This window comes from Dyella sp. 01N448, assembly GCF_056399225.1.
In genome coordinates, this window is record NZ_JBFTQX010000019.1 from 1 (window position 1) to 18300 (window position 18300).

13 protein-coding genes are annotated in these 18300 nt (G+C 65.0%); 6 read left to right on the forward strand and 7 right to left on the reverse strand.

All coding sequences use genetic code 11. The features are described from left to right. Positions 1-647: 647 nt before the first annotated feature. Positions 648-3230, reverse strand: a complete 2583-nt coding sequence (clpB, locus tag AC1DKY_RS19555; RefSeq protein WP_441605329.1) for an ATP-dependent chaperone ClpB — start codon at positions 3228-3230, stop codon at positions 648-650. Between the two features lie 243 nt (positions 3231-3473). Here clpB and otsB point away from each other — a divergent pair, with 243 nt between their 5' ends. From otsB to otsA, 3 genes are read left to right on the forward strand one after another with little or no spacing between them, the layout of a single operon-like run. After that, positions 3474-4244 (forward strand): trehalose-phosphatase, encoded by a 771-nt coding sequence (gene otsB, locus AC1DKY_RS19560; RefSeq protein ID WP_441605330.1) that lies wholly within the window; start codon positions 3474-3476, stop codon positions 4242-4244. Next, on the forward strand, positions 4216-6042 hold the full coding sequence (locus AC1DKY_RS19565) for a glycoside hydrolase family 15 protein (RefSeq protein WP_441605331.1): 1827 nt from the start codon (positions 4216-4218) through the stop codon (positions 6040-6042). Before otsB ends, AC1DKY_RS19565 begins: the two co-directional genes overlap by 29 nt. A gap of 2 nt (positions 6043-6044) precedes the next feature. Continuing rightward, entirely contained in the window at positions 6045-7430 is a 1386-nt protein-coding gene (otsA, locus tag AC1DKY_RS19570) for an alpha,alpha-trehalose-phosphate synthase (UDP-forming) (RefSeq protein ID WP_441605332.1), read from the forward strand. A gap of 184 nt (positions 7431-7614) precedes the next feature. On the opposite strand, the gene pgeF is transcribed toward otsA, so the two are convergent. Beyond that, a complete protein-coding gene (pgeF, locus tag AC1DKY_RS19575) occupies positions 7615-8367 on the reverse strand; it encodes a peptidoglycan editing factor PgeF (protein ID WP_441605333.1) in 753 nt (250 codons plus the stop codon). Next, complete coding sequence (gene rluD / locus AC1DKY_RS19580; protein WP_441605334.1) at positions 8364-9341, reverse strand: 23S rRNA pseudouridine(1911/1915/1917) synthase RluD; 978 nt, start codon at positions 9339-9341, stop codon at positions 8364-8366. Before rluD ends, pgeF begins: the two co-directional genes overlap by 4 nt. 69 nt (positions 9342-9410) lie before the next feature. Here rluD and AC1DKY_RS19585 point away from each other — a divergent pair, with 69 nt between their 5' ends. Further along, on the forward strand, positions 9411-10250 hold the full coding sequence (locus AC1DKY_RS19585; protein WP_441605335.1) for an outer membrane protein assembly factor BamD: 840 nt from the start codon (positions 9411-9413) through the stop codon (positions 10248-10250). 283 nt (positions 10251-10533) lie between these two features. Here the strand turns inward: AC1DKY_RS19585 and AC1DKY_RS19590 are convergent, their stop codons facing one another. Further along, the gene (locus AC1DKY_RS19590; RefSeq protein WP_441605336.1) at positions 10534-12165 is read right to left on the reverse strand and encodes an NAD+ synthase; all 1632 of its coding nucleotides are present in this window, start codon (positions 12163-12165) and stop codon (positions 10534-10536) included. A gap of 81 nt (positions 12166-12246) precedes the next feature. Beyond that, positions 12247-12864 (reverse strand): LysE/ArgO family amino acid transporter, encoded by a 618-nt coding sequence (locus tag AC1DKY_RS19595; protein WP_441605337.1) that lies wholly within the window; start codon positions 12862-12864, stop codon positions 12247-12249. A gap of 195 nt (positions 12865-13059) precedes the next feature. On the opposite strand from AC1DKY_RS19595, the gene AC1DKY_RS19600 reads away from it, so the two are divergent. Beyond that, positions 13060-13959 (forward strand): LysR family transcriptional regulator ArgP, encoded by a 900-nt coding sequence (locus AC1DKY_RS19600; RefSeq protein WP_441605338.1) that lies wholly within the window; start codon positions 13060-13062, stop codon positions 13957-13959. A 223-nt stretch (positions 13960-14182) separates the two neighbouring features. Here the strand turns inward: AC1DKY_RS19600 and sucD are convergent, their stop codons facing one another. Continuing rightward, positions 14183-15058, reverse strand: a complete 876-nt coding sequence (gene sucD / locus AC1DKY_RS19605) for a succinate--CoA ligase subunit alpha (RefSeq protein WP_046972115.1) — start codon at positions 15056-15058, stop codon at positions 14183-14185. A gap of 13 nt (positions 15059-15071) precedes the next feature. After that, entirely contained in the window at positions 15072-16235 is a 1164-nt protein-coding gene (gene sucC, locus AC1DKY_RS19610) for an ADP-forming succinate--CoA ligase subunit beta (RefSeq protein WP_441605339.1), read from the reverse strand. A gap of 296 nt (positions 16236-16531) precedes the next feature. Here sucC and AC1DKY_RS19615 point away from each other — a divergent pair, with 296 nt between their 5' ends. After that, positions 16532-18175: a sensor histidine kinase gene (locus tag AC1DKY_RS19615; RefSeq protein ID WP_441605340.1), complete on the forward strand. Its 1644-nt coding sequence runs from the start codon at positions 16532-16534 to the stop codon at positions 18173-18175. The last annotated feature ends 125 nt before the right edge of the window (positions 18176-18300 follow it).

The following is an 18300-nucleotide window of genomic DNA, read 5'->3' on the forward strand; positions in this document are numbered from 1 at the left end:
CTACAAAAGAGCTACAAAAGAGCGGCCCAACAGCGTCAGAAGTCGCGTGGCTCTTGATGCGGCTCTTGATCTCGGGGTCCCCGTATGACGCGGCGGGCGGGTGGAGGAAAGCCCGAAGGGTGGCCGCATGGATGCGGCCAGTTTTTCGACAGGACAGGGATGTCCTGTCGAAAAACCCCGGAGCCCGCCCGCGCACCTGGAGGGCCGAAGGCCCGGAAGGCGCGTCATCCGGGGGGCCCTTTCTTTTGGTTACTTTTCTTTACTCCGGGCATCCTGCCCTCCGCCCTGCGGGCCGGCTTCGCCGTTCGCACGCGCTCCTGCGCGTGCGTGGGCAAGCAAAGAAAAGTAACCCGGGCCGCGGCAGCGGCAGCGGCACGGAAGCCCGCGGCAGGCGAGCCAGGTCGCCGTATCGTTAGAACCAAAGACCGAGGTTCTGGATGACCAGCCTTCAGCTGTTGAAGAGCGCTTCCGGCCTGCGCCGGGATGACGAATAGAAAGGTTCCCGCGAGCACCCGCCCCTCACCCCAGCCCTCTCCCCGCAGGGGAGAGGGAGCAAAGCGGCGCGCCTTTGAAAGGCCACGCAAAACAAAACGCCCGCCCTGTTTGCACAGGACGGGCGCCACAACCATCAACATCCAAACCGCGCGTTACTGCGTGTGGAACACCAAATGCCCCTGCTCCGCCTCCACCACGATGGTGGCGCCAGCGGCAAACTTCCCTTCCAGAATCTGCCGCGCCAATGGATTCTCCAACTGCTGCTGGATCGCCCGCTTCAGCGGCCGCGCGCCATACACCGGATCGAAGCCCACGTTGCCCAGCAGATCCAGCGCCTTGTCACTGATCTCCATGCGCAGCTGACGCTCGGCCAGACGCTTCTCCAGATAAGTCAGCTGGATCAGCGCGATCTTGCGGATCTGCTTCTTCTCCAGCGGACGGAACACCACCAGCTCATCGAGTCGGTTGATGAATTCCGGACGGAAGTGCGCCTGCACCACGCCCAGCACTGCAGCCTTCATCTGCAGATAGTCCGCTTCGCTGTCGCCCGCCTGCTCCTGGATCATCTGCGAGCCGAGGTTGGAGGTCATCACGATGACGGTATTGCGGAAATCCACCGTGCGACCCTGGCCATCGGTGAGGCGACCATCGTCCAGCACCTGCAGCAGGATGTTGAACACATCCGGATGCGCCTTCTCCACCTCGTCCAGCAGGATCACGCTGTACGGACGGCGACGCACTGCCTCGGTGAGATAGCCGCCTTCTTCGTAGCCCACATAGCCCGGAGGCGCGCCGATCAGGCGGCTCACGGAGTGCTTCTCCATGAACTCGCTCATGTCGATGCGCACCATCGCATCCTGCGTGTCGAACATGAACTCGGCCAGCGCCTTGCACAGCTCGGTCTTGCCCACGCCGGTGGGACCGAGGAACAGGAACGAGCCATTGGGGCGATTGGGATCGGAAAGGCCAGCACGGGAACGGCGAATCGCATCGGACACCGCACGCACGGCTTCATCCTGGCCGACCACGCGCTTGTGCAGCGCGTCTTCCATATGCAGCAGCTTGTCGCGCTCGCCTTCGAGCATCTTGTTGACGGGGATACCCGTCCAGCGCGAGACCACTTCAGCGATTTCTTCTTCGGTGACGCGATCCTGCACGAGCTTGAAGTCCTGCTTTTCGGCGGCTTGCGCGGCGGCGAGCTGCTTCTCCAATTCCGGCAGCTTGCCGTACTGGATCTCGCTCATCTTGGCGTAGTCCTGCTGACGCTGGGCGGCGTCCAGTTCCACGCGCGCGGCTTCGATCTGTTCCTTCACCTTGGTCGCGCCCTGCAGCGCGGCCTTTTCGGACTTCCAGATCTCGTTGAGATCGGAGAACTCGCGCTCGAGCTTTTCGATGTCGCTTTCCAGATCGGCGAGGCGCTTCCTGGACGCGTCGTCGGTTTCCTTCTTGAGCATCTCGCGCTGGATCTTCAACTGGATCAGGCGACGCTCCAGGCGATCGAGCTCTTCGGGCTTGGAATCGATTTCCATGCGGATGCGCGAGGCCGCCTCGTCCATCAGGTCGATGGCCTTGTCCGGCAGCTGGCGATCGGGGATATAGCGGTTGGACAGCGTGGCCGCCGCGACGATGGCCGGGTCGGTGATCTCCACGCCGTGATGCACCGCGTAGCGCTCTTTCAGGCCGCGCAGGATGGCGATGGTGTCTTCCACGCTGGGCTCGCCCACGTAGACCTTCTGGAAACGGCGCTCCAGCGCGGCGTCTTTCTCGATGTACTTGCGGTATTCGTCCAGCGTGGTGGCGCCGATGCAATGCAGCTCGCCGCGCGCCAGCGCGGGCTTGAGCATATTGCCGGCGTCCATGGCGCCATCGGCCTTGCCGGCGCCAACCATGGTGTGCAGCTCGTCGATGAACAGAATGACGCGGCCTTCCTGCTTGGACAGATCATTGAGCACCGCCTTGAGGCGCTCCTCGAATTCGCCGCGAAATTTTGCGCCGGCGATCAGCGCGCCCATGTCCAGCGCGAGCACGCGGCGATCACGCAGGCCTTCGGGCACTTCGCCCTTGACGATGCGCTGGGCCAGGCCTTCGACGATGGCGGTCTTGCCCACGCCGGGCTCACCGATCAGTACCGGATTGTTCTTGGTGCGACGCTGCAGCACCTGGATGGTGCGGCGGATTTCCTCGTCGCGACCGATCACCGGATCGAGCTTGCCCGACTCGGCGCGCGACGTAAGATCGATGCAATATTTCTCCAGCGCCTGGCGCTGGTCTTCAGCGTTCTCGCTCTGCACCTTTTCGCCGCCGCGCAGCTTCTCGATGGCAGCCTCGACGTTCGCCTTGGTAGCGCCGGCGGCCTTTAGCGCGGCGCCCAGTTCGCCCTTGTCCTCCAACGCCGCAAGCACGAACAATTCGCTGGCGATGAACTGATCGCCACGCTGCTGCGCCAGCTTGTCGGTGAGGTTGAGCAGGCGCGTCAGCTCGTTGCCGACATGGATATTGCCCTCCTGCCCTGTGACGCGCGGCAGGCGGTCGACCATCTCGTTGATGCGCTGGCGCAGCGTAGGCACGTTGACCTGCGCCTGGGTCAGCAACGGCCCGGTGGAACCGCCCTGCTGGTCCAGCAGCGCGGCCATCACGTGGACCGGTTCAAGCATGTTGTTGTCGCGTCCGACGGCAAGCGACTGGGCGTCTGCCAAGGCCTGCTGAAAACGCGAGGTGAGTTTGTCCATCCGCATGGGTTGTCCCCTCGATCAATAGGATTTGGCAGATCAGGGCATCCCTGACTGCCACTGCCAAAACAGATGCGGATCACCCGCGCGTGATTCAAGCCACGTCAACGTCAGGTGTACGACTTTTCTTCAGCCAACGCACGCCGCACCCAGAGCTTGCCTTCACATTTGCCTTGATAGTCTGCGCTCGTGCTATCCCCCGTGCCCCACTCCGCCATGTCCGCCCAGACGCCTCTTCCGGCTCCGCCTATGCCTGGCGTGGATGACCGCTGGGCGTTGTTTCTTGACGTGGACGGCACGCTGCTGGATTTTGCCGATCATCCCGATCAGGTCTGCGTGGACTCGCGCCTGCGCGAATTGGTCGAAGATCTCTACGGCGCGCTCGATGGCGCGCTCGCCCTGGTAAGCGGTCGCGGGCTCGACGACCTCGACGACTTGTTTGGCCATCCGCCGTGGGCGATGGCGGGTTTGCATGGCCTGGAGTTGCGCGGCGCCGACGGTCGCTATCGTGGTGTGCATATCGGTGCCACCCGCCGCTCGCTGGTTCGCGATATCGCCGGCACCATCGTTGCGGAATTGCCCGGCGTCATGCTGGAAGACAAGGGCATGGCGGTGGCCCTGCATTGCCGCACCGCGCCGCAGATGTTCGAACGTTTGCGCGAGCGCGTGCAGAAAGTGCTGCCGTCGCTGGCCGGCTACGAGATGCAGCCGGGCAACCTGGTCATCGAACTGAAGCCCGAAGGCATGGACAAGGGTTCGGCCGTGGCCACGCTGATGTCGGCCTGGCCGTTCCGCGATCGCCTGCCGGTCTACGTGGGCGACGATCTCACCGACGAACATGGCTTCGCCACGGCCAATCTCCAGAACGGGTTGAGCGTACGCGTGGGTTCGCGTGAACCGAGCGTGGCCCGCTATTCGCTGCCGGAGCCTGCCGCCGCGCGGGCCTGGCTGTTCCGCGTGCTGCACGCACTCAAGCATGGAGCCCTCGCGCATGCCCATTCCTCAGGAGGAAACGCCTGACACCCAGCCTGATCCGGGAGCGAAATCGACCCTGGAGCTGGGTGTCATCGGCAACGGCAGCGTCGCCGCACTGATCGACGGGCGTGGCCGCATCGTCTGGTGCTGTCTGCCGCGCTTCGATGGCGACGCCAGTTTTTGCGCACTGTTGTCGCCTAAACGCGACGGTGGCGACTGGTCGATCGAGCTGGAAGACATCGACCGCGCCGAACAGCACTACATGCCCAATACCGCCGTACTGGTGACCCGCCTTTACGACCATCATGGTTCGGGCGTGGAGATCGTCGACTATATGCCGCGCTTTCGTGCGCGCGGCCGTTTCTATCATCCCGTGCTGATCGCGCGGCGCGTGCGGCCCATCGGCGGCTCGCCGCGGATTCGCGTGCGGCTGCGCCCGCTCTGCGGGTACGGCAGCGACGTGCCGCAGACGACCTCCGGCAGCAACCATATCCGCTTCATGCTCGATGGCGTGGTGCAGCGACTGACCAGCGATGTGTCGTCCACCATGATTGAACGCAGCCTGCCGTTCTTCCTGGAAAAGCCCGCGCATTTTGTGTTCGGACCGGACGAAACGCTGACGGAAAGTCCGGCGGACTTCATCCATCACACGCTGGAAAACACGCTTACCTATTGGCGCGAATGGGTGCGCAATCTGTCGGTGCCCTACGAATGGCAGGAGCCGATCATCCGCTCCGCCATCACCTTGAAGTTGTGCCAGTACGAAGCGACCGGCGCGATTGTCGCCGCGCTCACCACCTCCATCCCCGAGTCCGCCAATTCCGGCCGCAACTGGGACTACCGCTACTGCTGGCTCCGCGACGCAGCCTTCACCGTGCGCGCACTCAATCGTCTCGGCGCCACCCGCAGCATGGAGGAGTACATCCGCTACGTCTTCAACCTGGTCGCCGATGGCGACGGCGAGATCGGACCCGTGTTTGGCATCACCTTCGAACATGACCTGATGGAAACGCAGGTGGAAAGCCTGGCCGGCTATCGCGGCATGGGTCCGGTGCGCGTGGGCAACGACGCGTGGCGGCAGCGGCAGAACGATGTCTACGGTTCGGTGGTGCTTGCCTCGGCGCAGATCTTTTTCGATCGCCGCCTCGAACATCCCGGCGACGAACTCACCTTCCGCCGGCTCGAACGCATGGGCGAACTGGCCCTGCGCGTGGCTGAAACACCGGATGCCGGGCTATGGGAATATCGTGGCCGCGCCGCCGTGCATACCTATTCCGCCGCCATGTGCTGGGCCGCCTGCGATCGCCTGGCGCATATCGCCACCGAGCTTGGCCTCGATGACCGTGCGCGCTACTGGCATGACGAGGCAGTCGCCTTGCATGAACGCATCGAAGCGCATGCCTGGAACGAAAAGCTCGGCACCTTTGTCGATGCTTACGACGGCGAACACCTGGACGCCAGCCTGCTGTTGCTGGCCGATATCGGTTTCGTCAATGCGATGGACCCGCGCTTCATCGCCACCGTGGATGCCATCGGCCACGCGCTGGGACGCGGCGACTATCTGTTCCGCTACATCGCCCCGGACGATTTCGGCGCACCGGAAACCAGCTTCAACATCTGCACGTTCTGGTACATCGAAGCACTGGCCGCCACCGGGCGCCGGGAGCGTGCGCGCGAGATGTTCGAGCACATGCTGGCGCAGCGAAATCCCCTGGGCCTGTTGTCCGAAGACATCGCACCGGCGAACGGTGAGCACTGGGGCAATTTTCCGCAGACTTATTCGATGGTGGGCCTGATCCAGGCCGCAATGCGCCTGTCCAGGCGCTGGGAGGATGCATTGTGACGATGGCTGGAAGAAACAGCGGTCAGGGACGACTGATCGTGGTTTCAAACCGAGTGGCACTACCCGACCAGACCGCAACCGGCGGTTTGGCTTCAGCCATGCGGGCCGCGCTGCAGGAGCGCGGAGGCGTGTGGTTTGGCTGGAGCGGCAAGATCGCTCGTCAAACCGCCAGTGAGGTGCACAAGCAATCCGATGGTCCGGTGGAATACGCCACCATCGATCTGTCCCGCACCGATCACGACGATTTCTACGACGGCTTCGCCAACCGCACGCTATGGCCGCTGCTGCATTACCGACCCGACCTGGTCGACTACGACCGCAAGCACCTGGCCGGCTATCTGCGCGTCAACAACCTTTTCGCCGAGAAGCTGATCTCGCTGATCGGGCCCAACGACCTGGTCTGGATCAACGACTACCACCTGATTCCATTGGCCGCCATGCTGCGCGAACGCGGCGTGCACAATCGCATCGGTTTCTTCCTGCATACGCCGCTGCCGGCCGCCAGCCTGCTGATCGCGCTGCCGCGCCATCTGGAATTGCTTGAGACCCTGGCCTGCTATGACCTGGTCGGCCTGCATACAGCACGCGACCAGCGAGCCCTGCAGGAGTACTTCCTGTTCGAGGTGGGCGCGAGCATGCGCCGGGACGGGCGCATCCGAACCCCGGCAGGACACACCTTCCGCGCTGAAGTGTTTCCCATCGGCATCGACACCGCGCAGGTCGCCGAGTCGGCCAGCCATGCGGACGAGCATGAGGAAATCCACGATCTGAAACAGAGCCTGGAAGGGCGTGCGCTGATCATTGGCGTCGACCGCCTGGATTACTCCAAGGGCCTGCCCGAGCGCTTCCATGCCTATGCGCGCCTGCTGGAGCGCTCCCCGCAATTGCATCGCAAGGTGACCTTCCTGCAGATCGCCCCGCCCTCGCGCGGCGGCGTGCTGGAATACCGCCAGATCCGCCGCGAGCTCGAACGCATGGCCGGCCATATCAACGGCATGTATGCGGCGCCGGACTGGGTGCCGATCCGCTACGTCAACAACTCGTTTCCGCACAGCCTGCTCAGCGGCTACTACCGCACCGCGCGCGTGGGCCTGGTGACGCCGCTGCGCGATGGCATGAATCTGGTGGCCAAGGAATACGTGGCGAGCCAGGATCCGGAAGACCCCGGCGTGCTCGTGCTGTCGCGCTTTGCGGGCGCTGCGCAGGAGTTGCGTGATGCGCTGCTGGTCAATCCGGCCGATACCGAGGAACTGGCCGAAGCGCTGGGCATTGCGCTGGAGATGCCCCTGCATGAGCGGCGGGTTCGCTGGCGTCGGATGATGGATGTGCTGGAGAAGCAGGATGTGACGGCGTGGCGGAATGCGTTTTTGCGGCGGTTGGCGGATTGACGTGATCTCTCCCTTGTAGGAGCGCACTTGTGCGCGACCGCCACGCGGATGGGCTCGATAACATCAGCCCAGGCGACAACAGGGGCTTCATAATGATGCCCAGAGGTGCACTGCCATTCCGCGGTCGCGCACAAGTGCGCTCCTACAAGGGGACCGTCGCGTCCAAGGGGATCGATAGGTTCCTTCAGCCTTCGAGCCAGATCAAGCTGGCGAAGCGCCCGCTCTGCGCGCCATCGCGGCGGTACGAATAGAAACGATCGTCGGTACGGGTATCAAAGCCACCGCCGTAGACCCGATCGACGCCCGCCGCCTGCAAACGGCGACGCGCCAGCCAAGCCAGATCGCACAACCAGTGCCCAGGACGCGTCGGCTCGAAACCCTCAGCCGCACCGCCATCGAGCGCCACGAAGGCATCGCGCACTTCCACGCCCACTTCATAGCTGGCCTTGCCAATGCACGGCCCCAACCAGGCCATCACCTGGGCGGGCGGCGCCTGCAGGGAATTCAATGCAGCTTCCAGCACGCCGGCCTGCAAACCGCGCCAGCCCGCGTGGGCAGCGGCCACGGCGCGGCCGTCGGCGGTGCAGAACAGCACCGGCAGGCAGTCGGCAGTGAGGATGACCAGCGGCTCGCCCGCACGCTGGGTGACGGAGGCGTCAGCGCGCGGCTCCTGCCCATCGTCTGAGCGGTCGACATCGGCGACATCCACGCCATGCACTTGCTGCAACCAATGCGGATCGCGCTCAAGACTCAGGGCGGTACCCACGGCGGCTCGATTGGCCGCCACCGCCTCGGGCGTATCGCCGCAACGGGCGCCCAGGTTGAAGCGCCCCCAGGCGCCCTGCGAGACGCCCGGCCCCTGCCGTGTGCTGACCGCCGCCCGCACACGGGCGGGCGCCGGCCAGTCCGGCACGAGCCAGGCGCTATCCAGGGTCACCGCCAGTCGCTCGGATCGGCCTGGGCCGTATCGGCGCGCAAGGCGTCGATCAGCGCCTGCTGGTCGGCCGGGCGATCGGCGCTGAACGACATCGGTTCATGCGTCACCGGGTGCTCGAAGGCCAGCCGCTCGGCGTGCAGCGCCTGCCGGCGGAAGCCGCGCAGTGCCGCCACCAGCTCGGGCGTGGCGCCCTTGGGCAGGCGCAGGCCACCGCCGTACAGCGGGTCGCCGACCAGGGGGTGGTTGATATGCGCTAGGTGCACGCGAATCTGATGGGTGCGGCCGGTTTCCAGGCTGCACTGGATCAGGCTGTGCCCGCGGAAGCGCTCGCGCAGGCGGTAATGGGTGACGGCGTGCTTGCCGTCCTCCTCGTCACGCACGGCCTGGCGCAGGCGGTCGCCCATGTGGCGGCCAATCGGCGCGTCCACCGTGCCGCCGGCCACCAGGGTGCCCAGCACCACGGCTTCGTACTGCCGTTCCACGTCGTGGCGCGACAGCATGTCCACCAGCCCCGTATGGGCCGCCAGGGTCTTGGCGACCACCATCAGGCCCGAGGTGTCCTTGTCCAGGCGGTGGACGATGCCCCCGCGGGGCAGCTCGGCCAGCTTCGGATCGTGGTGCAGCAAGGCGTTCAGCACCGTGCCGGCACTATTTCCTGCGCCCGGATGCACCACCAGGCCAGCCGGTTTGTTCAGCACCAGCAGGTAGTCGTCCTCGTGGACGATGTCCAGGGCGATGGCCTCCGGCTCGAGCTCCACTTCGGTCTCAAGTTCCGCTTCTACCTGGACTTTTTCCCCGCCACGCAGCAATTGGCGAGGCGGCGCGACGGCGCCGTCCAGGGTCACGGCACCGGCCTTGATCCACGCCGTGAGACGCGACCGCGAGTAGTCCGGGAACATCTCGGCCACCGTCTGGTCGAACCTCCGACCCGCGGCCGACAGGGGTACCGTGGCGTCATGACGAATCATCGTCATGGTCGGCCGCCCGGCCGCCCGGCCGTTTCGGCTATCATCCCTTTTCGCTCAAACATCTGAACCCTTCTCATGCGCGTAACCAAGCTGCCGGCTTTCAAAATTTTTGTCGTGCTCGCCATCGTTTTGTCGATGAGCGCATGCTCGATGTTCCATCACAAGAGGGACACCAACGATACGCTGCCGGTAGACAAGCTTTACGACAAAGCTCACGACTCGCTGGAACACGCCGATTATTCGGCCGCCAGCAAAGCCTACCAGCGCCTGATTGCGCGCTTCCCGTCCGGTAATTACAACGAGCAGGCTCAGCTCGACCTGGCCTATGCGCAGTACAAAGACAACCAGCCGGACGACGCCTACTCCACGATCAACCGCTTCATCAAGACGTATCCGACCCACAAGCACGTAGATTATGCCTATTACTTGCGCGGTCTGATCAATTTCGATCGCACCGGCGGCGCCATGGAGCGCCTGCTGCAGAAGAACGAGGCGCAGACGCGTCGCGACCAGGGCTTCAACCTGAAGTCGTTCGACGACTTCTCGGAGCTCTCGCGCCGCTTCCCGGACAGCGCCTACACCGCCGATGCGCGCCAGCGCATGATCTACCTGCGCGACGTGCTGGCGCAGTTCGAGATCAACGTGGCCGAGTACTACCTGCGCAACAAGGCCTACGTGGCCTCCGCCGACCGCGCCCAGTATGTGATCGAGCATTACCAGCAGGCCCCGCAGACAGGCGATGCGCTGGCCATCCTCACCCGCAGCTACCTGGGCATGGAACAGAAAAACCTGGCCGACCAGACCCGCCAGGTGCTGGCCCTGAACTACCCGGATCACCCGTACCTGAAGGATCCGAAGTGGCCGCACTCGCCGTCGCTGCTGCGCAAGGCGGTGCCGTTCTCGGGGCATCATTGATTCGAGAGCGGGATTGCCGGTCGCTTTGCGACCTGTGAAGAGTTAAGCCGGTCGCTTTGCGACCTGGGAATGGAAAAAGCCGGTGGCCATGGCCGCCGGCTTTTTTTGTGTCTTACGTCGGGTAGCGCCCCACCCACTGTGGGAGCGCACCCTGTGCGCGACCGCGGCGCTGAATCCCGCCGCGGTTTCTGGTTGTCGCGACGCCATCCGGCGACACCGAGGTACATCTCATCTCCGCGGTCGCGCACAGGGTGCGCTCCCACAGAGGACGTACACGCTCTCGCTATTTCCAGCCCGACGTAATCGGATACCGCCGCTCGCGCCCAAACGCACGCGTCGTCACGCGCGGCCCCGGCGCCGACTGCCGCCGCTTGAACTCATTGAGCAACACCAGCCGCACCACACGCCGCACGGTATCGGCATGGAAGCCCTGCGAGGCGATTTCCGCCTGCGACTGCTCCGCTTCGATGAAGCGCGCAAGAATCGCGTCGAGTTCGTCGTACGGGGGCAGCGAATCCTGGTCGGTCTGGTTGTCGCGCAGTTCGGCCGAGGGCGGGCGATCGATTACCGCCGAGGGAATCGCTTCGGGCTCGCCCATGCGCGCTGCATGCTCATTGCGCCAGCGCGAGAGGCGGTAGACGACGGTCTTGTAGACGTCCTTCAGCGGCGCATAAGCACCGCACATATCGCCGTACAGCGTGGCGTAGCCCACCGCCATCTCGCTCTTGTTGCCGGTCGCCAGCAAGAGGCGGCCGTGCTTGTTGGAGAGCGCCATGAGGGTGACGCCGCGCGTGCGCGACTGCAGGTTTTCCTCGGTGGTATCCGCGGCCTTGCCCGCGAATGCCGGCGTGAGCGCCCCCAGAAACGCATCGACCATCGGCTCGATATTGATGATGTGGTAATCGACGCCCGCCTGCACGGCCTGCGCCCGTGCACCATCGAGCGACAGCTGCGAGGTGTAGCGCGTGGGCATCATCACCGCGGTGACGCGGTTGGCGCCAAGCGCATCGACGGCCAACGCCAAAGTCAGGGCGGAATCGATGCCGCCGGAAAGGCCTAGCAGCACGCCCGGAAAACCATTCTTCTCGATGTAGTCGCGAATGCCGCGCACCAGTGCCGCGTAGAGCGTGGCTTCGATCGACGCATCGGCCGCGGTGGGCCAGTTCTCAGCGCGCAGGGTGCGCGTTTCGCCGTCGAATTCGGCCCATAGCATCACGTCCACGAAATTCGGGGCGCGCGCGGCGATGCTGCCGTCCGCGTTCACCAGCAGGGAGCCGCCGTCGTAGACCACTTCGTCCTGGCCACCGACCAGGTTCACATAGGCGATGGCGCAGCCGGTTTCCAGCGCACGCTGGGTGAGTACGGCCTCGCGCGATGACTGCTTGGCGTCGTCCCAGGGCGAGGCATTGATCACCACGATCAGCTCGGCACCCGCCGCCGCAGCCTTGGCCGCCGGCTCGGGTTGCCAGATGTCTTCGCAGATCAGCATGCCGACGCGCACGCCCTCGATCATCGCCACGGCGCTGTCATGGCCAGGGCGGAAATAGCGCTTGTCGTCGAACACGCCGTAGTTCGGCAAGGCCTGCTTGTGCGTGGTCAGCTCGATGCTGCCGCCGCGCAGCAGGCTGGCCGCGTTGTACACCTCGCCCTCGCTGTGCGGATGACCGACCAGCGCAGCCACGCCATTGGTGCCGCCGGCAAGCGCATTGAGCTCGCACTGGCAGGCCGCCAGAAAGCTAGGGCGCAGCAACAGGTCTTCCGGCGGATAACCGCTCAGGGTCAACTCGGGGAACGCCACCAGCGCCGCGCCGCCATCGCGCGCCTGCGCCAGCAGGTCTCCCACTTTGGCCGCATTGGCCGCAACCGCGCCTACGGGAAAATCGAACTGGGCCAGCGCGAAGCGTAAGGAGGGCATGCCGGGGAATCCATACTCTTGGGGCCTGAAATTGTACCCGAGGCCCGCCTTGACCCACCGCCGGGCGGTACCGCCTGCGAGTCAAGCCACGGGCTGTCGCAGCAGAACGACGGCCAGCGTCAGCATGAATACGGCGATCGCCACATCGAAGACGCGCCAGGCCAGCGGGCTGCGGAACACCGGCAGCAGCAGGCGCGCGCCGTAGCCCAGCGCGAGGAACCAGATCACGCTGGCCGTCGCTGCGCCGCCAGCAAAGAGCCATCGCGCGCCATCGTCGTAATGGGTGGAAAGACTGCCGAGCAGCACCACCGTATCCAGGTAGACGTGCGGATTGAGCAAGGTGAACGCCAGGCAGGCCAGCACCACGCGGCCCCGGCTCTGCGCGCCATCACCGGCTGGCTGCAGTCCGCTTTCGCCCTGCCATGCGCGCCGCAACGCCATGGCGCCATAACCCGCCAGGAACGCCGCGCCGGCAAAGCGCAGCCACTGCAACAAGCTGGGATGTTGCTGCACGATCAGGCCCATGCCCGCCACGCCCAGCAGGATCAGGCCGACGTCGGCAAGGATGCATACGCTCACCACGGCGCCCACGTAGTGCCGCTGCAGGCCTTGCCGCAGGACGAAGGCGTTTTGCGCACCAATGGCGATGATCAGCCCCGCGCCTGTGGCGAGGCCGGCCAGGTAGGCCGTGGAAATCATGGGGATACTCCGAAAAGACGGCTACTTTGGCGTAGACGTCTTGGACAGTAAAACTAAATATTCTTAACTTACTTTAATCGCCCTAATGCCACTGTGGGAGCGCGCCCTGTGCGCGACGGCCATGCCTCGAGGCTTATTGCGGGCCTGTCGCGCACAGGGTGCGCTCCCACAACAGATATCCAGCGTGGTGCCCGCATGAGCCTGCTCAATCCCCAACTCGCCGCCTTCGCCGCCGTCCTCGAAGAAGGCAGTTTCGACGGCGCCGCGCAGCGCCTGTCGCTCACGCCCTCGGCCATTTCCCAACGCATCAAGGCGCTGGAGGATCGGCTGGGCCAGGTGCTTATCCTGCGGCACACGCCCAGCGAAGCGACCGAGGCCGGCCAACGCCTGCTGCGCAGCGTGCAGCAGATGCGCATGCTGGAAGCGGAGACCTTGAACGAATTCCGGGTCGGCCCGGACAGCGCCGGCCCGACCACGGTCGCCATCGGCGTCAATGCGGACTCGCTGGCGACCTGGTTTCTCGCCGCGCTGGCGCAGCTGCACGATCGCCACCAGCTGCTGTTCGACGTGCGCGTGGAGGATCAGGACCATTCCACCAATCTGTTGCGCGACGGCTCCGTGCTGGGCGCCATCACGGCCGAGCCGCAAGCCGTGCAGGGCTGCAGCGTGAAGAAGCTCGGCGTGATGCGCTATCTGCCGGTCGCTTCGCCGGCATTCGTGAAGCGTCACTTCGCCAGCGGGGTCAACGCAGCATCTCTCGGCCATGCGCCGATGCTGGTGTTCAACCGCAAGGATGCCTTGCAGTGGCGTTATATCCACAGCGTCACCCGCGCGCGCATGGTGCCGCCGATGCATTACGTGCCCTCGTCCACAGCTTTCGTGGAAGGCGCCGAGCTGGGGCTTGGCTGGGCGATGGCGCCGGAGTCGATGCTGGCCAAGCATTTTGCGGCCGGCACGCTCAAGCCAATAGCGCCCAATCAATGGCTCGACGTACCGTTGTACTGGCAGTGCTGGTCGATTCGTTCGGCGACGCTGGCGACGGTGACGGAGGCGTTGTTGCGCGCTGCGCAAGATGGACTGCGTCAGCGGAGGTAATCCCGCGGTCCGATTTTTGTGGGAGCGCACCCTGTGCGCGACTGCGGTGCATCGCAATCAGAGCACGGCCTGCGCAGGCCGGAAGCCGCGCGATGTAGGCAGCGCTGTCGCGCACAGGGTGCGCTCCCACAGATGCGGTGTCACACGAGGTGGTGCAGGACGCTATCCAAAGAAAAAGGGCCGCATCGCTGCGGCCCTTCTTCGCTCGATCGGAAAGACTCGATTACTTCTTCATCAAACCCGCAAGGGTCTTGCCCAGATCGGCCGGCGACTTCACCGTGGTGACGCCAGCCTTCTCCAGCGCGGCGAACTTCGCCGCTGCGGTGCCCTTGCCGCCCGAGATGATGGCGCCGGCATGGCCCATGCGCTTGCCCGGAGGAGCCGAGGCGCCGGCGATGAACGAGACGACCGGCTTGGTGACGTACTCGCCGATGAATTCGGCGGCGTCTTCTTCAGCGCTGCCGCCGATTTCGCCGACCATGATGATGCCTTCGGTCTGCGGATCGTCCTGGAACAGCTTGAGGCAGTCGATGAAGCTCAGGCCGTTGATCGGGTCGCCGCCGATGCCGATCACGGTGGACTGGCCCAGGCCTTCGTTGGTGGTCTGGAACACCGATTCGTACGTCAGCGTGCCGGAGCGCGAGACGATGCCGACCTTGCCCGGCATGTGGATGTGACCCGGCATGATGCCGATCTTGCACTCGCCCGGGGTGATGATGCCGGGACAGTTCGGCCCGATCAGCACGATTTCCGGATGCTGGGCCAGCACGTTCTTCACGCGCAGCATGTCCAGCACCGGGATGCCCTCGGTGATCGCCACGATGACCTTGATGCCGGCATCGATGGCTTCGAGGATCGAGTCGGCCGCGAACGGCGGCGGCACGAAGATGACGGACGCATCGGCGCCGGTTTCATCGACCGCTTCGGAGACCGAGTTGAAGACCGGCAGGCCGATGTGCTCGCTGCCGCCCTTGCCCGGGGTCACGCCGCCGACAACCTTGGTGCCGTAGTCCAGCGCCTGCTGCGCGTGGAAGGTGCCCTGCTGGCCGGTAAAGCCCTGTACCAGGACCTTGGTGTTCTTATTGACGAGAACGCTCATGGATCTTTGCTCCTCAGGCCTTGGCCGCAGCCACGGCTTTCTGCGCCGCATCGTTGAGATCGTTGGCCGGCGTGATCGCCAGGCCGGAGTTGGCGAGCAGTTCGCGGCCCAGCTCCACGTTGGTGCCCTGCAGGCGCACCACCACGGGGATCTTCAGACCCACTTCCTTCACGGCCGCGATGATGCCTTCGGCGATCAGGTCGCAACGCACGATGCCGCCGAAGATGTTGACCAGGATGGCCTTCACCTTGTCGGAGGAAAGAATCAGCTTGAACGCCTCGGTGACGCGTTCCTTGGTGGCGCCGCCGCCGACGTCAAGGAAGTTGGCCGGCTCACCGCCTGCCAGCTGGATCACGTCCATCGTGGCCATGGCCAGACCGGCGCCGTTGACCATGCAGCCGATGGTGCCGTCCATGGTGACGTAGTTGAGGTTGTGCACGACGGCAGCAGCCTCGGCAGCGTCTTCCTGGGTCAGGTCGCGCATGGCGGCCAGGTCGGGATGACGGAACTCGGCGTTGTCGTCGGAGTTGACCTTGCCGTCGAGGGCGGCGAGGTTGCCGTCTTCGAGGATGGCGAGCGGGTTCAGCTCGACCAGGGCCAGGTCCTTCTCGTTGAACAGCTTGTACAGGCCCAGCATGATCTTGGTCAGCTGGCCGACCTGCTTCGCGTTGAGGTCCATGGCGAAGCCGAGCTGGCGGCACTGGTAGGGCTGCAGGCCTTCGACGAAGTCCACCACGATGGTGTGGATGTCTTCGGGCGTGTCCTTGGCGACCTGCTCGATGTCCACGCCACCGTGCTTGGAGGCGATGAACGAGACCGACTTGCTGTCACGGTCGGTCAGGATCGACAGGTACAGTTCCTTGGCGATGTTGGTCGCGTCGGTGACCAGCACCAGGTTCACCGGCAGCGCACGGCCGGCCGACTGGTAGGTTTCCATGTTGGTGCCCAGCATGCCCTTGGCAGCTGCGCGCACGTCGTCGAGGCTCTTGCAGAACTTGACGCCGCCGGCCTTGCCGCGGCCGCCTGCGTGGATCTGTGCCTTGACCATCCACTGCGAACCACCAAGGTGCTTGGCGGCGTCGACAGCGGCATCGGGAGAGTTGGCGACCTTGCCCGGGGGCACGGCAATGCCGTACTTCGCGAACAATTCTTTGGCCTGGTACTCGTGGAAATTCATGGATACCTCGAGAGTACGGGGAAACATGGCGGCCGGACGGACTGTGGGTGATCCGTACGGTCAGGGGAACGACGGCGGTACAAGCGCTGCCGGGATGCAGTGCGCCGCCGTCAGGCCTGTCGACATGACGAAAACCGCGCAATACGGCCCGGTATTTTCGCAGCAGCGGCCACCAATGGAAAGGGGCCGGGCGGCCCGGGGGCTATCGGACCCTGCTTGAGCGGGGCCGCCCGCAAGTCTCCAAAGCCCCGTCTATACTGGTCCGGACCGCCTTTGGGCCGACTGAGAGAGACCCGGTGTCGAGCACCATCCAGCCTGCCTACCCCGCCGCGCGCACCGCCCCCGAGGCGGCGCGCCACGAGTTGTTGTTCCTCAATTGCTTCCGCCTGGCCCAGGCCCTGGTCTACGTGGGCCTGGCCCTGAGCCCGAGCACGCTGGGCTGGCCCAAGCTGGCGGATGTCGGCCTGGCCCGCGGCGTGGCGGTGCTGTTCCTGCTGTTCGCGCTGGGCATGCTCTCGCTGACCCGCCGCTCCACGCCCTGGTTGCGCTGGACGGTGTCCGGCGCCCTGGTGGTGGACATCATCGCGGCGGTGCTGGCCATCATCACCATGCACGACGCCCGCATCGGCATCGCCATGATGCTGGCAGTAAACCTGGCCGCCGGCGCGCTGATCCTGCCATTGCGGCTTTCGTGTTTTTTTGCGGCGCTGGCCACCCTGGGCGTGATCGGCCATTCGGTGCTCGAAGCCCAGGGCCAGGGCGGCATGGACCGCGAACTGCTCGAATCGAGCCTGTTCGGCCTGGCCTACTTCGCCATCACCATGCTGTGCTACGTGCTGAGCCGGCAGATCCGCGCCAGTGAGGCACTGGCCGAACAGCGCGGCGTGGACCTGGCCAACCTGGCCCAGGTCAACGAGCTGATCATCCGTCGCATGAAGACGGGCGTGCTGCTGGTGGACGATGCCAACCGCATCCACCAGATGAACGAGTCCGCCTGGATGCTGCTGGGCAATCCCGCCGCCGACCAGCGCGACCTGGGCCGCGTGGCGCCGGAACTCTCGCGCCGCCTGTACCACTGGATGACCTCGGGCAAGCTGGACGAGTCCGCCACCCAGCTGGCCGACGGCGTGCCCGAAGTGGTGCCGCGCTTCAGCCGACTGGCGCCGAACGACGATTCGCACGTGCTGATCTTCCTGGACGACACCTCGCTGGTGTCGCGTCGCGCCGAGGAGCTCACGCTCAGTTCGCTGGGTCGGTTGTCGGCTTCGATCGCCCACGAAATCCGCAACCCGCTGGCGGCGATCCGCTATTCCGCGCAGCTGCTGGCCGAGTCCGAAGACCTGCCGCCCACCGACCAGCGCATGGTGGAGATCATCAACAACCACTGCGTGCGCCTGAACGAGATCATCGAGAACATCCTGCAGTTGTCGCGGCGCGAACGCTCACGCCCGGAAACGCTGGACCTGGGCACCTGGGCCAACCAGTTCGTGGACGAATACCGCCAGGGCAACGACCTTGGCGAGGATTCGCTGCGCGTGATCCAGGCCAGCACGCCGGTGGCGGCCGTGGCCGATCCGCAGCAGTTGCAGCAGGTGGTGTGGAATCTCGTGCAGAACGCGCTGCGTTATGGACGCATGCCAGGCGAACCGGCGCGCGTGATGGTGGTGGCACGTCATGGCGAACATGGCGTGCCGATACTCGAAGTGATCGATCGCGGTCCGGGCATTGCGCCCAAGGTCGCCGCGCAGATTTTCGAGCCGTTTTATACGACGCACGAATATGGGACTGGCCTGGGTCTTTATCTCGCGCGCCAGATGAGTGAGGCGAATCAGGCCTCGCTGGAATATGTGCGTGTGGCGGGCGGCGGTAGTTGCTTCCGGCTGGTGTTGACGCCGGCGCGTGTGGGCAAGGCGACTGGGGACACAGCAGCGGCCGGCTGAGTCTGCAACATTTGGCCGAACCTCGGCCCAGCTCTCTGTAGGAGCGCACTTGTGCGCGACCATCCCGCGATGAGGCATCGACGAAGCGCTGCGGTCGCGCACAAGTGCGCTCCTACAAAAAAAAG

Coding starts and splice junctions, on each gene's coding strand:
- clpB (WP_441605329.1), bottom strand. CDS start 3,230: ATGCGGATGGACAAACTCACCTCGCGTTTTCAGCAGGCCTTGGCAGAC.
- otsB (WP_441605330.1), top strand. CDS start 3,474: ATGCCTGGCGTGGATGACCGCTGGGCGTTGTTTCTTGACGTGGACGGC.
- AC1DKY_RS19565 (WP_441605331.1), top strand. CDS start 4,216: ATGCCCATTCCTCAGGAGGAAACGCCTGACACCCAGCCTGATCCGGGA.
- otsA (WP_441605332.1), top strand. CDS start 6,045: ATGGCTGGAAGAAACAGCGGTCAGGGACGACTGATCGTGGTTTCAAAC.
- rluD (WP_441605334.1), bottom strand. CDS start 9,341: ATGACGATGATTCGTCATGACGCCACGGTACCCCTGTCGGCCGCGGGT.
- AC1DKY_RS19585 (WP_441605335.1), top strand. CDS start 9,411: ATGCGCGTAACCAAGCTGCCGGCTTTCAAAATTTTTGTCGTGCTCGCC.
- AC1DKY_RS19590 (WP_441605336.1), bottom strand. CDS start 12,165: ATGCCCTCCTTACGCTTCGCGCTGGCCCAGTTCGATTTTCCCGTAGGC.
- AC1DKY_RS19595 (WP_441605337.1), bottom strand. CDS start 12,864: ATGATTTCCACGGCCTACCTGGCCGGCCTCGCCACAGGCGCGGGGCTG.
- AC1DKY_RS19600 (WP_441605338.1), top strand. CDS start 13,060: ATGAGCCTGCTCAATCCCCAACTCGCCGCCTTCGCCGCCGTCCTCGAA.
- sucD (WP_046972115.1), bottom strand. CDS start 15,058: ATGAGCGTTCTCGTCAATAAGAACACCAAGGTCCTGGTACAGGGCTTT.
- sucC (WP_441605339.1), bottom strand. CDS start 16,235: ATGAATTTCCACGAGTACCAGGCCAAAGAATTGTTCGCGAAGTACGGC.